Raw genomic sequence first — 19,697 nt, 5'->3', positions numbered from 1 at the left:
ATGGGAGTAGAAAAAATTAAAGCAGCGTTTGAAAATGGCAAGAAAGCATTTATTCCGTATGTAATGGGCGGAGATGGCGGCCTTGAAAAATTAAAAGAAAGAATTCGTTTTCTAGATGAAGCTGGAGCAAGCATCGTTGAAATTGGTATTCCGTTTTCAGATCCAGTCGCGGATGGCCCAACGATTCAAAGAGCAGGAAAGCGAGCGCTAGATAGCGGCGTAACATTAAAAGGCATTTTTCAAGCGTTAGCAGAGGTAAGGAAAGAAGTACAAATGCCCTTTGTACTCATGACATATTTAAATCCAGTACTTGCATTCGGAAAAGAACGATTTGTAGAGAAGTGCTTAGAGGCCGGTGTGGATGGTATTATTGTTCCAGACTTACCGTATGAAGAACAAAATATTATTGCGCCGTTACTTCGAGAGGCAAACATTGCGCTCATTCCACTCGTTACCGTAACGAGTCCTATTGAAAGAATTGAAAAAATTACGAGTGAATCAGAAGGGTTCGTTTATGCTGTTACAGTAGCGGGCGTAACGGGAGTACGTCAAAACTTTAAAGAGGAGATTCATAGTTACTTAGAAAAAGTAAAATCACACGTCAACTTACCAGTAGTCGCAGGATTTGGTATTTCAACAAAGGAACATGTAGAAGAAATAATTACAATATGCGACGGAGTTGTCGTTGGAAGTAAGATCATTGAGCTTTTAGAAAATGAAAAGCAAGAAGAAATATGTGAATTAATATATGCAACAAAACAAAAAGAAGAGGCGTAGTCTCTTCTTTTTGTTTTGCGTAATAAATGTTAAAATATACAGAAAATACATATAATTCAGAGGGTGAGAAGGCATGCTAAGACGTAAACTACTATATCTATTTTTAACTGTACCGCTATACGCTTGGCTCATTAGCATGACGAAAATAGAGTTAATGGCTCTATTTTTAGGGTATGTATTCATCTTTTCCAATTTAAATCGCATTCAAGAACAGTCTATTTTAGAAATATGTCTATTTTCGATTAGTATAGAATTATTTAGTATCGTTTCGATTGTATTATTAAACGAATTATTTCTACGGATTCATTCATTTGCATTAATGAAATTTTGGAATATTATATTGCAAGCAATATGTACTTACATTGTGTTTGTTGTGTTGAAAGAAATAGTCGGAAAGCAGACAGTTTTTCAGGATAATAGAAAATGGGAGTGAATAAAAAGGAGCCGTTTGGTTCCTTTTTTGAATCTGTTGTAAAAACAATTGAAAATTATGTCATCTGTTATATAATAGTTAAAAATTGTATTTTTAATGAAAAGAGATGATAACATGGCCATATTGTTGGCACTTATCCCAATTATGATGATTTTCATTTGTTTATTTTTATTTAAACAAACGTCATTAAGGTCCTCGTTAATTTCTTATGCTGTGTCTGTTGGAATTGTTTTACTCTCGCCAATGTTTCAATTAGGGATAAGTGAAACTGTGCACGCAACGATTAAAGGATGGTTAATTTGTTTTATTGTCGGGTACGTTTTATTTTTCGGTATTTTTTTATTTCACCTCATGAACAAAATGGGGTACATCGATCAAGTAGCACGTTTTCTAGAAGCAGTTACTCAGGATCGCTTATTACAAATGCTGCTTATGTGTTTTGGCATTTGCCCGCTTATTGAATCAGTAAGTGGATTCGGTATTGGCTTTATGGTTGCAGCACCTATTTTTCTTTCACTAGGATATAAACCATTTCAAGCTGTACTACTCTCATTCATCGGCTTACTAGCTAGTTCATGGGGCGCAATGGCAACTGGTACGATTATCGGTTCGCAGCTAATAAATATGCCTCTTACAACACTTGGCACAAATACAGCGCTATTAAGTATTCCGATGTTTGCTTACTTCGTTATTCTTTCTTTACACGTTGTTGGCGGCTGGCAAGCGGTTATAGAAAAGTGGAAAGAAGGAGTAGGGTTCTTTCTATTATTTTCTCTCGGAATCTATCTTTCTAATGCGTACGTAAGTGTTGAACTAGCCGGGATATTAAGTTCTATCGTTACGATTACCTTTGGCTTTTTTATCATTAAATTAAAAGGAAAAAGTGGGCAAAATCTTATAACAGAACATGCGGCTGCAACGGAGAGAGAAGTATCCATTATAAAAATTATTAGCCCTTATATATTTCTAACAGTTTGTATTTTACTTTCTCGCCTCGTTCCAGCATTACATGATTTGTTCAAATCATATGCGGTTCTTGATTTGAAATCATACTCTTACAAACTAGAGTTACTATATTCACCAGGATTTTGGCTCGGTATGACTTGCTTATTTACTATTATTTTCTTCCGCATCCCGTCTAATATTATTAAACAATCACTCTCACAAACGATTAAACAATGGATTCCATTTGCTATTACGACGACAATGTTTATCGCCATTTCAGAACTAATGGGTGCATCAGGCATGCATTCATTACTCGCAAAGACAGCTGGTGAAACATTTGGAACCTTTTTCGTTTTCGTTGCTCCGTTTATTGGCGCTATTGGTGGATTTTTAACAGGTAGTAACGCAGGATCAAATGCAATGTTTATAAAACTACAAATGCAAACCGCACAAAACGTAACACTCCCGTGGCAATATGTCACAACACTTCAAAACACCGCATCATCAGTAGCGACAATCGCTTGTCCATCACGGATTACACTAGGTGCTTACTTATGTAATATCCCTTACCGTGAAAATGAACTATTAAAGAAGACGACGTTAATGATCTTTGGTGCGGTTTTGCTTGTAGTGGTAGAAGTTATTGTTTGGTATATGTTGAGAAATTAAAAATCCTCCTAACATAGGAGGATTTTTTTTATGAGTGGATAATGATTTAAATATGAATAGCTTCTACTAGATGAATAGGAGATGAAATGTATGCCCCTAAAAAACTACGGTGTGTTAAAAGGTACAGTTATACAATCAAAGATTGGAAAAGGGAAAACACCTCATTATCAAGTTCATTTACAGGGCGAGACAGGAGTAGATTATCGTATTGCAATTAACGTAAAGTCACAAAGTTATCCATCAGAAGTTTTATATTTTGCGAGTAACAATATTAAGTCAGAGGCGATTCATATTTTACCGACATTACCATTCGGTTTTACAGAAATAAAAAACAATGAACCGAAAGTAGCTTTAGATTATATAAGAGGAAATCTATTTGACTCAAATCAAATGATTCCTTTACCTCCCGAAAAAGCAGGAGCAGATAATGATTTAAATGAAAAAATAGAACGTTATATAAAACGAGCGATAGAAGAAAAAGCAATTATTTACGCGTTTGGCGAAAGATGGGGACCAGAAGAAAATACACCAGATTCCTATTTTCATTTCAAACCAGGAAACGGTATACATGATATTCATATGAATCAAGGGAATGTAGAAAAATGGCAAGGTGATGATGGCATATGGCAAGACGGAGGAATACTCATTCACTTTGAAAAGGAAGAAGAATGGATTGGTATCTTTCTTGCATTCCAATCACAGTCATGGTGTACCGATGAAGAGGGGCATGCTCGTGTTCCGGTTGAGCATTGTGATTATAAGGGGAATAATTAATAAGAAGAGGGCGTTTAAAAAGAACGCCCTCTTCTTATTTTATAAAACGAAAAACTAACAAGTGTAGAAATACAAGAGAAAAGCAGTGCTACACTAGAAAACGCAATGAGATACATATTATATTTCATAACCTGTCCAATTAGCTGGTTACTGTCGTATTGAAACAGTCCCGCGATGATGTTGAATAAAAATAAAACGATAAACATGACGATAACACCGTCTATTGATCCTTTAATGTCTGGTTTACTTAAAGCGATATGTGCGGAAATGCAAATGGCGATAAATAAAAATAACCAAAAGGAAGGATTCAATAAATTGCCGATTGTAAATAAGCTTTTCAATAATACAAACGTCGACAAGAGCATGTTTTGGATCATTTCTACATTAATAGAAGTAGAAGCAATCGTTTTTTCGAGAGTTGTATTAAATAAAAAATATGATTCTGGTACGAAATAGCGCATTAAAAGGATTAGTGCAGTAATACCAGAAATAATAGGCCCAATGCCGATGAAGAAATTCCCAATCCGTTGATACACACTTTTTTGATTGTATTGATGTTGTACGTAACCTAAAGCCCCTTGGCTTGTATCTGTCGGGAAGAACTGCGTTGCTACAATCTTATGACGGAACAGCACGCACATAATGGCATGTCCAAGTTCGTGAATAGGAACACCAATCCAAGCCGTTAATAGGAATCCTTTTCTTCCAAAAGCTCTCGACCAATACATGCGTGTGAGAGATTCTAAATATCCTAATAAAAATCCAATTACAATGATAACGCCAATTAAAGAAAATAATTGGATTACGCTTGTAAGGAGTATTTGAAAAATTGAGTTTACCAATTCCATTGTCTTTCATCCAATCTGCTAAAAATGTTATTTGTTCTGTTTCATAATAGCATTTTTTTTCAAGATTACTAGCACATATATTTTCTTTCGGAAGAAGGATTTCAGAATCTTTTTCTTGTAGTCATGTTTTATGTACAAATTCATATATTGAATTTGTAACACCCTATACGGTATATCCTTAAGGAGGGATAAGAGAATGAAATGTCCGTCATGTCATACAGAAAATGCAGCGGAGGCAAAATTTTGCGGGAATTGTGGACATTCGTTAACGGAAGAAGTAGTGGCAAGTAGTGGCCAAGAAGAAGGGCCGGAACAAGCACGTGCGGCACAAGCAAAGGAAGCTCGGCAAAATGAAACGGTAGAGCAAGCGAAGCGGTTTGCGAGCGGCTATTTTCAATTTTTTAAACATGCATTACAAGCACCGACAGCGATTATGCAAAGCGGCGCTATTGAAGTACGAAATGGAATTGTAAGTCTTGTTCTTATTTGTTTTTTAGGAGCATGTATTTTTTATAGAATGATGAGTGCAGCATCAGCAGTTACGAGAACATTTGCACCAGATATATCTACTCCCACGTTTTTTGGAGAATCTATAACGGTCTTTTTCTTTTTATTAATTTTAACTTTATTTGTCGGATTTATTATTTTTGTAAGTGGTAAGATGATGAAATCATCTTTTTCGTTTCTTGAAGTATTCGGTATGTGGGGAACGATAGCGACGCCGGCTATTGTCATATTAGTCCTTTCTTTTCTTTTTAGTTTCTTATTAATTTTTTTCTTACCGATATTATTATCGGTAGCTGCAACTTATATAGGGATTAGTATAACTGTAGCCGTATTAAAGCTAGACAATGACGGATTAGATCTCGTTTACACACTTATTATTGCAAATGTTTTAATTGGAATTGCAACATTCATTGTACTTTGGTCTTACATTAGCACGATAATTCAAGCCTTAACACAGGGAATAACTGGCTTCTAATGAAAAGGTGGTTGACTGGATGAATGTATGTACAAAGTGCGGAATTCAGTTTGAAGATGGTGTGCAATTTTGTCAAAACTGCGGGACGAAGAGGAGACGTTCTGTAGTAAAGAAGAACATTAGCGGTGGTGCAAAAGTTGGCATTACACTGTTAGCGCTATTTGTTATAGCAATTATTGGATTGTATTTGTACGGATCGTCGTATTATACGCAGGTGGCACAAGTAGACCGGATAATTACGATTTTACAAGAGAGGTGAGATCGTTACGGCAGATGATCCATCGGTTATGATAACGAGAGAGAGTGTAACGCCTCTATTTTCATATATAAAAGAAAATCCATCTTACGTAAATGAATTAAAACAATATTTGAGACAAGGTGAAAAACAACGGGACGGAATAGAAAAAGCTGATTTTTCATTAACGAAAGACGGAAAGTATTTCTTTATATTTGATCGATATAAATTGAAAGCAAAGACGTACTATACAACTTTGCTTACAAATGAAAAAGACGTATCGTTAAAAATGAACGGAAAAGAAATTGATAAGACAGATGACAAAAAGTTTGAGAAGCAATATGGGCCATTTCTTCCGGGAAATCAAGTGTTTCAATCAGAGTATAAAAATGACTACGTAAAATTATCTCGTGAGGAAAAGGTTGTACTTATGAAACAAAGCCAAAATAACGTAACGATAGATTTAACGTTGCAAGGTCAATATATTACAGTTCAAACGAACGCGCCTGGTGCAACATTGTATGTAAATCAAAAACCGGTTACAGCGCTGGCAGGAGAAGAAATTACATGGGGGCCTGTAGCGACTGATGGAAGTGCGACGGTTTATTTAGAACGAAATGGAGAAAGTGGACGAGAAACGACAAAAGTAGAGACGGTAACGGCACTTTCGTCTTATAATCTTCCATTTCAAAAGAAAAGTACAGAAAAAACAGTTGTTTATAATGTTACTCCAACGCCCGCGACTGGGTATGTATATAATGGTTTCATCTTTCCTGATAGTGATATTCGAAAATTAACGAGCGCAGATTTAACATATTTATCGAAAGAGCAGTTGAAAATTGCTAGAAATGAAATATATGCAAGGCATGGACATATTTTTCAAACGAAAGATATGCAAGCATATTTTGCAAAACAGCCTTGGTATAGAGAAAATCCTTATTTTAAAGGAACGTTAACAGATATCGAAACTTATAATATTGAACTAATCAAATCAAGAGAATAGAGCGCTTGAAAAAGGTACAGTGTATATTGCTGTACCTTTTCTATCGTTATTTGGCTGGAGCAGGTTCCCTAGAGAAAAAGATATGAAAGAGAAATGTGACTTTACTTGCCCCTCCTGATGTACTGGCTTGCACATCAGATAAAGAACTAGACGTTAAAGCAGCTTCAGAATGTGGAGGGACGATTATTTTAAGAGCATCTTTTGATTCTGATGATATCGTAACCGTTATTGTATCATCAGAAACATTTACAATTTTAACAGTACCGACTGGGAAGATGGCCTTGCGAGCGTGTGATGCAGAAGCGAAGCGGGTAGCTTTCCAAATAGTTTGAGAGAAAGTGTCATTGTCTGATAACCAAGCGCGAGCACTGTATAATGTTGCATTAATGGTAAATTCTTGTTCAAGCGGGAGGGCGGCTTTCGGTTCTTTCGGTTCCTCTGGAAACTGAGCGAGAAGACCAGCGCACATGTATGTTTCACCTACTTTCAATAGTTACTGTTATAGCATATTAAACATGTTGTTTATAAGACACGACAGTTACCTATTCATACATAAGTTTGTGCACCAAATTTGAAGATGAAATTCTCTTTCTTTACAATGGAAGTAGGTGTTATTTCTATAAAATATGGAAAACGTAAAGAGTATGTAAAAAAGAAGGAGTGGTAAAGTGAACTATGTCATTATTGGCGGAGATGCAGCTGGTATGAGTGCAGCGATGCAAATTGTTAGAAACGATGAAAATGCAAATGTTGTAACTTTAGAAAAAGGTGAGATTTATTCGTATGCTCAGTGTGGATTACCGTATGTCATTAGTGGTGCTATCGCTTCAACTGAAAAGTTAATCGCGCGCAACGTGAAGACGTTTCGTGAGAAATATGGAATTGATGCGAAAGTGCGTCATGAAGTAACGAAAGTAGATACGGAAAAGAAAATGGTGTACGCAGAGCATACAAAGACGAAAGATGTCTTTGAATTTTCGTACGATCGATTATTAATTGCGACCGGGGTACGTCCTGTTATGCCGGAATGGGAAGGACGGGAATTACAAGGCGTTCATCTTTTAAAAACAATTCCGGATGCTGAACGTATATTAAAAACGCTAGAAACGAATAAAGTTGAAGATGTAACTATTATTGGCGGTGGTGCAATCGGACTGGAAATGGCAGAAACATTCGTCGAACTTGGTAAGAAAGTAAGAATGATTGAGCGAAATGATCATATCGGTACGATTTATGATGCAGATATGGCTGAATATATACATAAAGAAGCAGATAAACACACTATTGAAATTTTAACGAATGAAAATGTAAAAGCGTTTAAAGGAAATGAACGAGTAGAAGCAATCGAAACGGATAAAGGTACGTATAAAGCAGATCTTGTTTTAGTGTCGGTTGGAGTGAAGCCAAATACTGATTTTCTTGAAGGGACAAATATACGTAAGAATCATAAAGGAGCAATCGAAGTAAATGCATATATGCAAACAAATGTGCAAGACGTATATGCAGCCGGTGATTGCGCAACACATTACCACGTTATAAAGGAAATTCATGATCATATCCCGCTCGGAACGACTGCCAATAAGCAAGGGCGACTTGCTGGACTGAATATGCTTGATAAACGAAGAGCTTTTAAAGGTACGTTAGGCACAGGCATTATTAAATTTATGGATTTGACACTCGCAAGAACAGGGTTAAATGAAAAAGAAGCAAAAGGGCTACACATTCCGTATAAAACGGTCAAAGTAGATTCTACAAATATGGCGGGCTATTATCCAAATGCAAAACCACTTTATTTGAAATTACTATATCGCTCCGATACGAAACAATTATTGGGCGGGCAAGTAATTGGAGAAGAAGGGGTAGATAAACGGATTGATGTGATCGCAATGGCGCTTTTCAATAAAATGAGTATTCACGATTTAGAAGATGTCGACTTAAGTTATGCACCACCATATAACAGCGTGTGGGACCCAATTCAACAAGCGGCAAGGAGAGCGGAATAGCACTTTTTAAAGTGCTATTTTTTTTACAATGAGGGAGTAAATAAAGTTTCATTTTATTTTGAATATACCGTTCCCCCTTGAAATCATATTACGTATCGCTTATATTTTCATATAGTATTTATTTTTTAAACGAAGCAATGAACGAACCAGGGGGCGCAGTATGGCAATTAACATGAAAACAATCGAAGAATGGATTGCTGAATCAAATGCAAGACATGAAGAAGACTTTGGACACGTTGTGGAAGAAATGAAAGAAGTATGTGTCGGACTTGATAACGCGACATTAATTTATACGAAAAATGTATTTTGTTTCGGTAAAAAAGTAGAAGTATTTTTCTTCTTTCAAGACCATGTCGTGATTGGACAAGAAAAAGACGAATATGTTGAGATTGAAAAATTAAAGTATGATGCCATTACAAATAGTAATTTAAAAACAAATGACAAAAATACTACGTTAGAATTAAAGTTTGCTAACGGACAATCTATTAATTTAGATAGTTTAAATGATAACTACGGTACGAAAAATTGGTTATTTGCTAGACAAATTAAGAGTATTTTTAAGTTAATCTAGTAAAAAAGCACGCCGTCCATCGGCGTGCTTTTAACTATGCAAAGCCCCTTTTAACCAATTCCGCGCCCGATATGCCCCGACTGGAACTTGAATAAGAGATGTTTCATTCCCAGCATCTATTCCATACAATTGATCACATGAATTTGTATCAAAACTAAGTAAAGGATGCCCGCCCATCCCCATCGCGGTCGCTGCAAAAACGAGTTTATGAACGAGTATACCTGCTTCCATTTGATGAATACGGTACCCTCTATAGCCTAGTGCATTTGTATAATAATCTTTCTTTCCGACTACATGTAAGCAAAGTGGTACTTGAAAAAGGTTTACGTTATCCATCGTCATACTAGACTGAAGTGGGTAGCGAAGGTCTCCATATCGAATTGGTTGTATGGAATGTGTTTTACTGTTATAAGCGTAAGCTCCGTTTTCAATATTTTTCACGTTATAAAAACATCCATATAAGGAGACGCGTGCATTTTCATTTGTATACTTACCGTCAAGGTCGTTGTAATAGGGGAAGGAGAGGCTCGCTTCTTGTAGTAAAGTAGCGAGCTCGGCTGCATCCCATTTCGTTAAAATAAAGTCCGCATCAGGAGAATATCGTTTTTTACAAAGTTGTAGGAAATCATACGATAACCGTTCTACTTTCGGTAGCTGTACAGCGTACGTATTATGTTGATAGTGCTCTTCATGATGTAGCGTTTGGAAGTGTGCTGTCGATTCGATCATAGAAGCTTCATTTATTTTTGTTATCATCGGATATTCACCTACATGTTTTGAGCGAACGAAATGTTCATGTGCGAGCGGCGGAATTTGTTGCAACAACTCATGAGAAGTAACTATTTTATTTTCACGGTAATTATTGTGAAACCAATTAGTTTCTGGTTCTGTACTTAAAGGAATAACGGCATACACACTTTCTTCACCTTCTGACAATCCGAGTAAATGGTTCAGTGCACGGTCTAGAAATTGAAAGTATACGCCGTTCGTATAACCGAACTGTTTTGCACATTCTAGCAATTGTCCAATGAGAACCCCGCTATCTAATCCTTGAAGTCGATATGAAAAGTTATTGTATTTAAAGAAGTTTTTCCAAAACATAGTGGATACGAATGCAGCACCGAAACAATCATGTATATTACAGCGATTACCGAGTGCGTCTGCCAAATAAGAATCGAAATTTCCTTCGCGAAGTAAAATAAGTCGGTGATGCGCGGCGTCATAATGGTAAATGCCGTCTGGATAATCGTCAATCTTTAAATAGATATACAATTCATTCGGGTATAAGGCACCGCCTGAAGGAATGGATCTACGTAATACATTTCTCTCGCTATTTAGCTGACATAATTGTGTTACACCAAATGAATACCAAAGGTAGTGACCAATCTCATCTAAAGTAGGTGTAGTAGAAGAGTTCGATAAAGATAATGGGATTTCTAAGGAGAGCGGGATGGTAGGAACATTTCGATATAATTTATAAGGAAGCGGTGCGTCTTTCCAGTCCACCTCATGATTCGGCATAATTTCGTCAATAGAGAAATGGAGATGATGTAAAAAAGTATCTAGCTGCATGAAATCCCTCCTTTACTATGGAAACGGATGTGGATGTGGATTTAATCTTTCATTCGTTAAAGGTTCGTCTGTATATCCAAGTGTCATCGGTACGGTATATACCCGGTCCAGTCCTGTAACTCGAGTAAGATGGTGACCAAACGTCATCGGTAGCATGCCTGGAATAATAACTTTTACACAATGTAATCCATTCTTTTCTATGAGGGGAACGGTTTGATCTACAACGATTATTTCAAGATTAGATTGATGCAAACGATTTAAAAGTTGGTGGAGATCGGATGTTAAATCCATATCAAATGATTGTGATACATTCATTTCTTGGAACGTTTGCACCGGTGCATCTTCCCGTAAAAGGAAGTGAAGACGTTCTTCCGTTTCTTTCAATCCATACAGCATACTATGGTCTTCCATTTTATTAACGAAATAAGGATCTTGTAAGCATTTTTCGTAGTATTCTCTTTTGTGCTCGAGCTCATCGTCTGTTATAAGTAACATGCCTGCTATTTCTTGAATGGCGCTTTTTAAGGCTCGAATAGGATCTAAATGAGCGCCTCCTGCACAAACAACGTTCATTCCATTTTCACGCGTATTTTTTGCAATTACCCATAAGCTAGGAATGCCGTGTTCCATCGTCGCGTTAAAAGCGTGTAATTCATATCCGGTAATCGTACGTAACCGCTGAATCATTAATTGTAATTCTGTATCATTTGCTGAACTAAGATCAAGGCGGGGAAGAGGTAATTTGGCATACCAAGTGAGTAAGAAGGCATCACGCTCTACAATTTCTAAAATGCCGTGAAAAATCGCTTCTTCTAAACTACCGCCAATTGCACATCCATTTGATGTTTCATACACGAAAGCATCACGATGACCGAGGCTATAATAAGCAATTGATTCAGGAACTAAAAGCGGTCTGTTTTGTGATAAAGAATATCCCCATACCCAGTTTTGCTTATAATCAGGATCAAACGGTTTAAATGGAAAATTATCACGATTGTAATGTTCATTTGTATGTACACCGAGTGTGAGGGGATTTAGTGCATGTTCCTCTAAATCATGAAAACTACCGTGCACATTTGTTTTTTTTCCACGAGGCGACATACCGCAATATCGTTCTAAACCTTCTAAAATGGCAGTTGCTTCACTCACTGCAAATGAATGAGTTCGGCCTGCAACACCTTCATTTCCAAACATTAATGGCATGTTTATAATGACGTCAGCGAATGGTAATAAAGAATGCTGCATTTTGCCGTTCAACATACCGACCCGATAATCTAAATAGTCTCTCGTTAAAAATGTGCTTAATTCATGAATGGAACGGCAGCGATACGTTTCGGTGCTTACTTTTAAACTCGGTTGTAAAGAAACTTCCGCCGCATCCGCAGTATCATCAGGTAAATTACTACATACAGGACAGAGAGGATCTGGAAGAAAAGAATGCCGCGTACATTGTAATGTTTGTAAGTTTAGTAAAATAAGTTCATTTTCTAAAGAAGAATGGTTATGAGTTAATATTTTTTCTGTTTCTGCGCAAATAAGATGACACATTTGCAACATTCCATTTTGGGTGGCACGTACATCACGTCTCGTTACATTATCTGCTTTAAAGGCATATTTCCGCTGTAGTTCCCACATTTCTTTTTGATCAAAGCCAGCGATAAAACGGCGTCCATCAGAACAATGGGAACATCCGGGCGTAAGAGGATGAATGTAAGGACCGATAATACCTTCGCCAAATGAAGTAAAACCACGTAGCCACGGAATATGATTTGACCGAAAAATTAGCTCAGCGTCATGATGAATAGTAGAAGGAGATCCGTCATGTAATACGAGAGCGAGATAAATATTTTCAGGAAGTTCTTCTGTAAGGGTATGCTGACGAATGATGGAATATTGTTTGCATAATTGATCATGTACATAGTCTGCAAGAAGGCCATCTCCTATAAGCAATATATTTTGAATCATAAACCGTCCTCCTTTGCAATTAATACCCCATACACACCGTCTAGGTTTTCTTTCAAAAATGGTTCGATTGCTAAATCGAACACGAAGGGATAAAAATTATGTTCTTCTAAATGCTGTAAGGCAAGCTGTAAAGATTGCACACTTGGAATTTCTTCTTCCGCTTGTATTTCCACTCTAAAAGAATCCGTGTCATATAAAATAATAGAGGATTCAGGCAAGATATTAGCTCTGTAAGGAATTTCTTCATTTTGAACGTGAAAGAGTGATAGTTGTAGTGCGTTTCGTAACGCTAACGTCATATTAATATTAGATGCACCGTACCATCTATCATTTATACCAACCCAAACGACGGGAAAACTGAGAATCTCTTCACTCATTGCGATTTTAGGTGTTTCATGGATTGTAGAGAGAGCATCGTAATAAAATTTACAATGTTTATCTTGAATATCAGTTAAATCAACAGTTGTAAGTTCCTCTAGCATATGTGACTGCCGCTCATACAGTTTATTGTTTAAATGTTGTTGTAGTGCCCGGTAAAATCCTTCTGTCATCGTTTCTCCAGCACCGATACCGATATCGTTATGTTCAGGAATAAGGCGGTGAATGATTTCTGCTACATATGTTTCAATTCCTGTTAAACCAGCTTCTCGGCGTGCTTCATTATGAGTTAATCCACTGCGAGTCATAAGAGGCAGAAGGGGAGCTGGGCCATCTGATAATGGATTGGCTACTTGAATATAGCATTGTGATAACGGTAATTGATATGAATCTTGTTCATCCCATACATGGAATATACCGGTTTCTTTAGAAGTTAATGAGTCGAAAAAGCGGAATATATCAGTTGAAGTATGTTGGCCATACCGATGCTCAAGTTTTTCAGAAAGATTTTCTATCGTATCAATTGTAAAACTTTCATCAGTTGCAAGAGGGTGTTTTATAAAAGGATGCCACGTTCCTTCAAGTGTTTCATAGTTTAATAAAAAGAATTGTGATTCTTTTTCACGATATGAATCATCCGCGACATGTTTAAACAATTCAAAAACGATTACATTTGCTAACATGGCAGATGTAATTGGTGAGAAGGAATCCGATGAATTTTCATTTTGCAAAGTCGTTTCATGTAGCCGATGCCATGCGGATTCCCAGCATTCATCACGATTTTTTGTTACGACAGGTCCAGCTATACCGAGTGTTGATAAACAAATAGCTGGTATGAAATTCTTTTTCGTTTCTCTACAAATAGTGTGAACTGTTTTTAAACCGTCGATGTCTCCGTTTTGAGAAACATATAAAATCCAATCAAAAGGTTCGAATACTTCATGCAAGGGGCGGTCAATTGTAGTATCGATTTCTTGAAGGAGTACACTGTTATCAACTTCATATGCACGTTCTATTAGCTCATGTATTCTGTCATAGTTTGTTTCATCCCGATCTGTAACGAGGTAATGAAATGTAGGTAAACCAGATTCTAATAAAGAAGAAACTAAGGAAGTGAGCATATCCCCAGAACCAAGTACAAGGACATTTGCTCCGCGGTACGTTTCGAATTTTAAAGCACCTGAATGAGAATCAGCTTCTAAAAATTCAATTTGCGAAGCATATCTGTCGAGTAATGTACTGTTTAATTCATGAGGTGCATCTTGATTTGCATCACGAACGAAACCATTTTCATATAAAATCTCTCCAATTTCAAATACACGGTTTTGATAGGGGAGAGGGAGGCCATCGGTTATTTCGGCTAAAGAATAATTCCCGTTAAACATTGGCATTAATTTTTCAATCCAGTCATAAATTCCATCACCGTCCATACGAAATGAACTGGCGTTATTTCGAAAATAGACACCCCCGTTTGAATCGGGGAGGAAGAAAGTATCCTTATTTACTTTAAGTTTTGCATGAATTGGAAGGTTATTCATTTTAATCCTCCTTACGTTTAGGCATACATTATTACCTTATGTCATGAAATTTGTCCCGTATGAACACAATAAAAAAAGGCTGTAGAATGATTCATTCTACAGCCTTTAATAGATTTTTAATCTATCAACCTTCTAATAATAATGACTTTGGATCTTCAAGCATATCTTTAACAGCAACAAGGAAGCTAACTGCTTCTTTACCATCAACAATACGGTGATCGTAAGATAAAGCAATGTACATCATTGGGCGGTTTTCCATACGCTCGTTATCAATTGCAACTGGGCGTACTTGGATTTTATGCATTCCTAAAATACCAACTTGTGGGCTATTTAGGATCGGTGTTGACATTAGAGAACCGAACACACCACCGTTTGTAATTGTAAATGTACCACCTTGTAGTTCTTTTAATGAAAGTTTGTTGTCACGTGCTTTTTTACCTAATTCACGAATTTCACTTTCAATTTCAGCGAAGTTTAATTGGTTAGCATCGCGTACAACTGGAACAACTAATCCATCTGGAGCTGCTACTGCAATACCGATATCATAGAATTTTTTAATGATAAGCTCGTCACCTTGAATTTCAGCATTTAATAATGGGAATTGTTTTAATGCTGCAACAACTGCTTTTGTGAAGAATGACATGAAGCCAAGACGTACATCATGTTTTTTCTCGAAAGCATCTTTGCGTTCTTTACGTAATTCCATGATCGCACTCATATCAACTTCGTTAAATGTTGTTAACATTGCAGATGTTTGTTGAACTTCTACAAGGCGTTTTGCAATTGTTTGACGGCGGCGGGACATTTTCACGCGCTCAACTGGTTTTTCGAATTCAGTTTTTGCAACTGGAGCAGGAGCTGGACTCTTTGGAGCAGCTGGTGCTTCTTTTGGTGCTGCAGCATGAGCTTGTACATCATGTGGTCTCACGCGTCCAAGTGGATCTGTGCTACGTACGTCGTTTAAGTCGATTCCTAATTCACGAGCCATTTTTCTAGCAGCTGGTGATGCGATAGGACGGTTTGTATTTGGTAAACCTTGTAGTGTTGCAGTTTGCTCAGCATTTGGTGCCGCAGCTTTCGGTGCTTCAGTCGTTTCTTGTTTTGGTTGCTCAGCCACTGGTGCTCCATTAGCATCTAAAATTGCGATAGTTGCGCCAACTTCAACTGTATCCCCAGGTTCGCCTAGTAACTTCGATACAATACCTGAATCTTCTGCAATGATTTCTACATTGACTTTATCAGTTTCAAGCTCAACAACGCTGCCACCTTTCTCAACTTTGTCGCCTACGTTGATAAGCCATTGTGAAATAGTTCCTTCAGTAATAGATTCTGCAAGCTCAGGTACTTTAATTTCGATCATTTTAAATGTCCTCCCCTTATTTGCCTAACGGTGTGTTTTTTCTTCTTTTGTCTTCGGTAATCTCCATTTGTTAGCCTGGCCTTGGGCAGAATATCTGCCCAAGGAACAAGCAAGAAAGCTTCATTGTTACTTTTTAGTTGCTGTAAACTTCAATTTCTTGTTTATCTTGACGGAAGTTATACTTTACATCTAAAGCATGTGCAACGATTAGTTCTTGCTCAGCTTTGTGAGCGAATGGATCGCCGCCAGATGGACTAGAGCGATCAGGACGTCCAATGTAGCCTGTTTTCACTTTATCTCCAGCAAGTTCGAACAGAATTGGAGCCATGTAATGCCATGCGCCCATATTACGAGGTTCTTCTTGAACCCAAATGATTTCTTCTAAGTTTTTAAAGCGTTTAATAATAGATTGAACTTTCTCAGCAGGGAATGGGTACAATTGCTCAATACGAACGACATGAACTTCGTCTAAGTTGTACTCATGTTTACCAGACTCGATTTCTGCTGCTAAGTCAATCGCCATTTTACCTGTGCTTAAAACAAGACGTTTTACTTTATTTGGTTTCATGCCAAGGTTTTCTTGTTCTAAAGCAGGTTGGAAACGTCCTTCGCTTAACTGACTAGCAGTTGAAAGCGTAAGTGGGTGACGTAATAAACTCTTCGGCGTCATCAATACTAATGGTCGAACAGCTTCCGTTCCTAAGATAGATGCTTGACGACGCAGGATATGGAAGTATTGAGCTGCACTCGTTAAGTTTGCAACTGTCCAGTTATTCTCAGCAGCTAACTGTAAGAAACGCTCTGGACGTGCACTAGAGTGCTCTGGTCCTTGACCTTCATAACCGTGTGGTAATAGAAGAACTAAGCCAGATTTTTGACCCCATTTTGCTCTTCCTGCTGAAACATATTGATCAAATAATGCTTGCGCAGTATTTGAGAAGTCACCATATTGCGCTTCCCACATAACAAGAGTTTCTGGAGCGAATACGTTATAACCATACTCGTAACCAACAACAGCAGCCTCTGATAACGGACTGTTATGAACAGAGAATGAAGCATTAATGTTTGGTAAGCGATGTAATGGTGAATATGTTTCATTTGTATCAGTATCGTGTAATACGATATGACGGTGTGCGAATGTACCACGCTGTGAATCTTGACCAGTTAAACGAATTGGCGTACCTTCTTGTAAAATAGAAGCGAATGCTAATGATTCAGCAAGTGCCCATTCAATTTTGCCGTTCTCTTCAAGAGCATCTTTACGGCGCTCAAGAATTTTCTTCACTTTCGGATATACGTTAAAGCCTTCTGGCCAAGATAGTAGACCTTCATTAATTGCACGAAGTGAGTCAATCTCAACGCCAGTATCAATTGACTGAATACCTTTTGCAACAACATCTGGTACTTTAACGTGAATTGTTGCATCACTCGTATCAGCTGGTGGTACTTGTGCATAGTCAGACTTTAATTGTTCTTGTATAAACTGTGTAATCGTTTCAACCTCATCTGCATTTAGTACACCAGCAGCTTGTAATTGATCTGCATAAATTGCTCTTACAGTTGGATGGTTTTTAATTTTTTTGTACACTTGTGGTTGCGTAACTGCCGGGTCATCCATTTCGTTATGACCGTAGCGGCGGTAACCGATTAAATCGATTAAGAAGTCTTTTTTGAACAACATGCGATATTGAATCGCAAGGTTAGCAGCTGCAAGACAAGCTTCCGGATCATCAGCGTTCACGTGAACAATCGGAATATCGAAACCTTTTGCAAGGTCACTTGAATATTTCGTAGAACGAGAATCATAGCTATCAGTCGTAAAACCAACTGCATTGTTTGCGATAACATGAATCGTTCCGCCTGTTTGGTACGCGTTCAATCTGCTTAAGTTGAGTGTCTCAGATACAATACCTTGACCAGGGAATGCAGCATCACCATGAACTAAAATTACGAATGATTTTGAAGTATCTTGATCTGGAAGACCAGATTTTTTACGATTCTCTTGAGCCGCACGTGCGAAACCTTCTACTACAGGATTCACGAACTCAAGATGACTCGGGTTATTTGCTAATGTAACGCGAGTGCTAACTTCTTCGTTACTAACGACTTGTTCTCTACCTAGGTGGTATTTCACGTCGCCAGTCCAGCCAGAATTAGCCACTGCGCCTTCTATTTTTGCATGTTTGAACTCAGCAAACATGTGGCTATATGGTTTTTCTAATACGTGAGCAAGTACGCTTAGGCGACCGCGGTGAGCCATACCAATCATGACATCCTCTACGCCGTTCTTAGCACCTTCTAGAACAATTTCATCTAAAACAGGTACAAGCATATCAACGCCCTCGATAGAGAAACGTTTTTGCCCAACGAATGTTTTATGCAAGAATTGCTCGAAACCTTCAACAGCTGTTAAACGTTTTAAAAGAGCAGTTCGTTTTTTATTTGATAGTGGTTGACGCAATGAATTTGATTCCACCATTTGATGCAACCACGCGCGTTCTTCACTATCTTGTATATGAGAAAATTCATAAGCTAAAGATTTTGTATAAACGTCTTTTAATCTATGAATTACATCAAGTGCAGTGTGAATACCTTCTGGTGCATCTGGCCATACTGTTTTCGCTGGAATCGCTTTCAAGTCAGCATCGCTCAGTTCGTTCATTGCTTTCTCAAGAAGAGATTGTCCATTTGCAGCATCTTCCATCGGGTTGATGTGAGCCAACGTGTGCCCGAAAGAACGAATCTGCTCAACAAGTTGAACGACTTTAAGAATTTTTTCAATGTTACCTGTGTTTTGAGGAGAAAAATGTGTTGCTGTGTTGTCCCCTGTTACGACATCATCTTGAAACGAAGGAGCTCCAAAAATTTCAAAAAGCTCTTGTAATTCCGGATCAACAGAACCTGCTCCAGTTACGTAAAGATCATACTGCTCAATAACATAACCAAGGTTCGGACCGTGGAACTTGGCCCAAGGGTTTGTCGTTGTATTCTTCCTCGTCATTTGTTTAAACCTCCCAATGCATATAATCCTTTTCCATACAAAGGTGCATTTTGCTCTTTTTCAATAAGTAATGAATCAGTAATCAATGTAAATGTTTTCTTTACCCTTATGTTATTACAATAATTTACATAATACCAAACACTATTACTTATCTGTTTTGTAAAAAAACATTCACAATAACTTATCACCCAAGTTAATCTTTCATGTTATAAAGTAATTTTACAGAAAAATGGGGTGGATATATTTGGTATGCCTATACTAATAGCTATAATTGTTGCATTTAAATATAGGTGCAATAGTTAGAATGTTTCGATAAAAATAGTTTGAATTATGTATATTGAAATAATAAGCGCTTTCATAGATATTATACAACAATATAACGGAATATAGTATAAAAAATAAAAAATTATGAATTTATCGTAAACTTTATTTAGATAGTGTTAAATATTAAAAGGAAAGTGAAGGATTTCTACAAAAAAAGTTGCTAAACATAAAAAATGCTCCATAAACAGTTAGTTTCTATAAATATGACGAAAAACACCGTAAAACAAATAACGTATTTCGTGAAATAAAGAAATAAATGAAATATTTTAAAAGGATAAAACAAATATGGAGATATTAAATTTTAAAAAAAGAAGTGAGG

14 protein-coding genes and 1 pseudogene are annotated in these 19,697 nt (G+C 37.2%); 8 read left to right on the top strand and 7 right to left on the bottom strand.

From position 1 onward, the window contains the following. The 4 genes from trpA (at position 1) to D1166_RS00835 (ending at position 3,598) form a co-directional block, all read left to right on the top strand. The gene (gene trpA / locus D1166_RS00850) at positions 1–777 is read left to right on the top strand and encodes a tryptophan synthase subunit alpha (protein ID WP_000537827.1); all 777 of its coding nucleotides are present in this window, start codon (positions 1–3) and stop codon (positions 775–777) included. Positions 778–850: 73 nt separating this feature from the next. Then, positions 851–1,210 (top strand): DUF4029 domain-containing protein, encoded by a 360-nt coding sequence (locus D1166_RS00845; protein ID WP_000946130.1) that lies wholly within the window; start codon positions 851–853, stop codon positions 1,208–1,210. A gap of 114 nt (positions 1,211–1,324) precedes the next feature. Continuing rightward, positions 1,325–2,824 (top strand): L-lactate permease, encoded by a 1,500-nt coding sequence (locus tag D1166_RS00840; RefSeq protein WP_000996241.1) that lies wholly within the window; start codon positions 1,325–1,327, stop codon positions 2,822–2,824. A gap of 90 nt (positions 2,825–2,914) precedes the next feature. Next, complete coding sequence (locus D1166_RS00835; protein WP_001128603.1) at positions 2,915–3,598, top strand: DUF2278 family protein; 684 nt, start codon at positions 2,915–2,917, stop codon at positions 3,596–3,598. A 14-nt stretch (positions 3,599–3,612) separates the two neighbouring features. Here the strand turns inward: D1166_RS00835 and D1166_RS00830 are convergent, their stop codons facing one another. Continuing rightward, the gene (locus D1166_RS00830) at positions 3,613–4,446 is read right to left on the bottom strand and encodes a hypothetical protein (protein WP_047385758.1); all 834 of its coding nucleotides are present in this window, start codon (positions 4,444–4,446) and stop codon (positions 3,613–3,615) included. A gap of 196 nt (positions 4,447–4,642) precedes the next feature. On the opposite strand from D1166_RS00830, the gene D1166_RS00825 reads away from it, so the two are divergent. Then, positions 4,643–5,428, top strand: a complete 786-nt coding sequence (locus D1166_RS00825; protein ID WP_000650089.1) for a zinc ribbon domain-containing protein — start codon at positions 4,643–4,645, stop codon at positions 5,426–5,428. Between the two features lie 19 nt (positions 5,429–5,447). Then, positions 5,448–6,666, top strand: a pseudogene (locus D1166_RS00820) (TcaA 3rd/4th domain-containing protein). A gap of 46 nt (positions 6,667–6,712) precedes the next feature. Here D1166_RS00820 and D1166_RS00815 read toward each other — a convergent pair. Then, the gene (locus D1166_RS00815) at positions 6,713–7,135 is read right to left on the bottom strand and encodes a hypothetical protein (RefSeq protein WP_000332393.1); all 423 of its coding nucleotides are present in this window, start codon (positions 7,133–7,135) and stop codon (positions 6,713–6,715) included. A 199-nt stretch (positions 7,136–7,334) separates the two neighbouring features. On the opposite strand from D1166_RS00815, the gene D1166_RS00810 reads away from it, so the two are divergent. Both D1166_RS00810 and D1166_RS00805 read left to right on the top strand, forming a co-directional pair. Next, on the top strand, positions 7,335–8,669 hold the full coding sequence (locus D1166_RS00810; RefSeq protein ID WP_001110240.1) for a CoA-disulfide reductase: 1,335 nt from the start codon (positions 7,335–7,337) through the stop codon (positions 8,667–8,669). Between the two features lie 160 nt (positions 8,670–8,829). Beyond that, positions 8,830–9,240, top strand: a complete 411-nt coding sequence (locus D1166_RS00805; protein WP_000996782.1) for a DUF3908 family protein — start codon at positions 8,830–8,832, stop codon at positions 9,238–9,240. A gap of 30 nt (positions 9,241–9,270) precedes the next feature. Here the strand turns inward: D1166_RS00805 and D1166_RS00800 are convergent, their stop codons facing one another. From D1166_RS00800 to odhA, 5 genes are all read right to left on the bottom strand, one after another. Beyond that, positions 9,271–10,812, bottom strand: a complete 1,542-nt coding sequence (locus tag D1166_RS00800) for a SagB family peptide dehydrogenase (protein ID WP_097855588.1) — start codon at positions 10,810–10,812, stop codon at positions 9,271–9,273. Between the two features lie 15 nt (positions 10,813–10,827). Continuing rightward, complete coding sequence (locus tag D1166_RS00795) at positions 10,828–12,777, bottom strand: TOMM precursor leader peptide-binding protein (protein ID WP_097861707.1); 1,950 nt, start codon at positions 12,775–12,777, stop codon at positions 10,828–10,830. Further along, positions 12,774–14,693, bottom strand: a complete 1,920-nt coding sequence (locus tag D1166_RS00790) for a putative thiazole-containing bacteriocin maturation protein (RefSeq protein WP_097861708.1) — start codon at positions 14,691–14,693, stop codon at positions 12,774–12,776. Before D1166_RS00790 ends, D1166_RS00795 begins: the two co-directional genes overlap by 4 nt. 124 nt (positions 14,694–14,817) lie before the next feature. Further along, the gene (odhB, locus tag D1166_RS00785; RefSeq protein ID WP_097855590.1) at positions 14,818–16,053 is read right to left on the bottom strand and encodes a 2-oxoglutarate dehydrogenase complex dihydrolipoyllysine-residue succinyltransferase; all 1,236 of its coding nucleotides are present in this window, start codon (positions 16,051–16,053) and stop codon (positions 14,818–14,820) included. Between the two features lie 133 nt (positions 16,054–16,186). Beyond that, a complete protein-coding gene (gene odhA / locus D1166_RS00780) occupies positions 16,187–19,054 on the bottom strand; it encodes a 2-oxoglutarate dehydrogenase E1 component (protein WP_000197124.1) in 2,868 nt (955 codons plus the stop codon). Positions 19,055–19,697 lie beyond the last annotated feature (643 nt).

This window comes from Bacillus sp. ISO11 (assembly GCF_003458115.1).
GTDB classification, from domain to species: domain Bacteria; phylum Bacillota; class Bacilli; order Bacillales; family Bacillaceae_G; genus Bacillus_A; species Bacillus_A cereus.
The sequence above is the reverse complement of the archived record's forward strand: the minus strand, read 5'-3'. Positions and strand labels throughout refer to the sequence as shown.

Coding starts and splice junctions, on each gene's coding strand:
- D1166_RS00845 (WP_000946130.1), top strand. CDS start 851: ATGCTAAGACGTAAACTACTATATCTATTTTTAACTGTACCGCTATAC.
- D1166_RS00790 (WP_097861708.1), bottom strand. CDS start 14,693: ATGAATAACCTTCCAATTCATGCAAAACTTAAAGTAAATAAGGATACT.
- D1166_RS00795 (WP_097861707.1), bottom strand. CDS start 12,777: ATGATTCAAAATATATTGCTTATAGGAGATGGCCTTCTTGCAGACTAT.
- D1166_RS00805 (WP_000996782.1), top strand. CDS start 8,830: ATGGCAATTAACATGAAAACAATCGAAGAATGGATTGCTGAATCAAAT.
- trpA (WP_000537827.1), top strand. CDS start 1: ATGGGAGTAGAAAAAATTAAAGCAGCGTTTGAAAATGGCAAGAAAGCA.
- D1166_RS00830 (WP_047385758.1), bottom strand. CDS start 4,446: ATGGAATTGGTAAACTCAATTTTTCAAATACTCCTTACAAGCGTAATC.
- odhA (WP_000197124.1), bottom strand. CDS start 19,054: ATGACGAGGAAGAATACAACGACAAACCCTTGGGCCAAGTTCCACGGT.
- D1166_RS00825 (WP_000650089.1), top strand. CDS start 4,643: ATGAAATGTCCGTCATGTCATACAGAAAATGCAGCGGAGGCAAAATTT.
- D1166_RS00840 (WP_000996241.1), top strand. CDS start 1,325: ATGGCCATATTGTTGGCACTTATCCCAATTATGATGATTTTCATTTGT.
- D1166_RS00815 (WP_000332393.1), bottom strand. CDS start 7,135: ATGTGCGCTGGTCTTCTCGCTCAGTTTCCAGAGGAACCGAAAGAACCG.
- D1166_RS00800 (WP_097855588.1), bottom strand. CDS start 10,812: ATGCAGCTAGATACTTTTTTACATCATCTCCATTTCTCTATTGACGAA.
- odhB (WP_097855590.1), bottom strand. CDS start 16,053: ATGATCGAAATTAAAGTACCTGAGCTTGCAGAATCTATTACTGAAGGA.
- D1166_RS00835 (WP_001128603.1), top strand. CDS start 2,915: ATGCCCCTAAAAAACTACGGTGTGTTAAAAGGTACAGTTATACAATCA.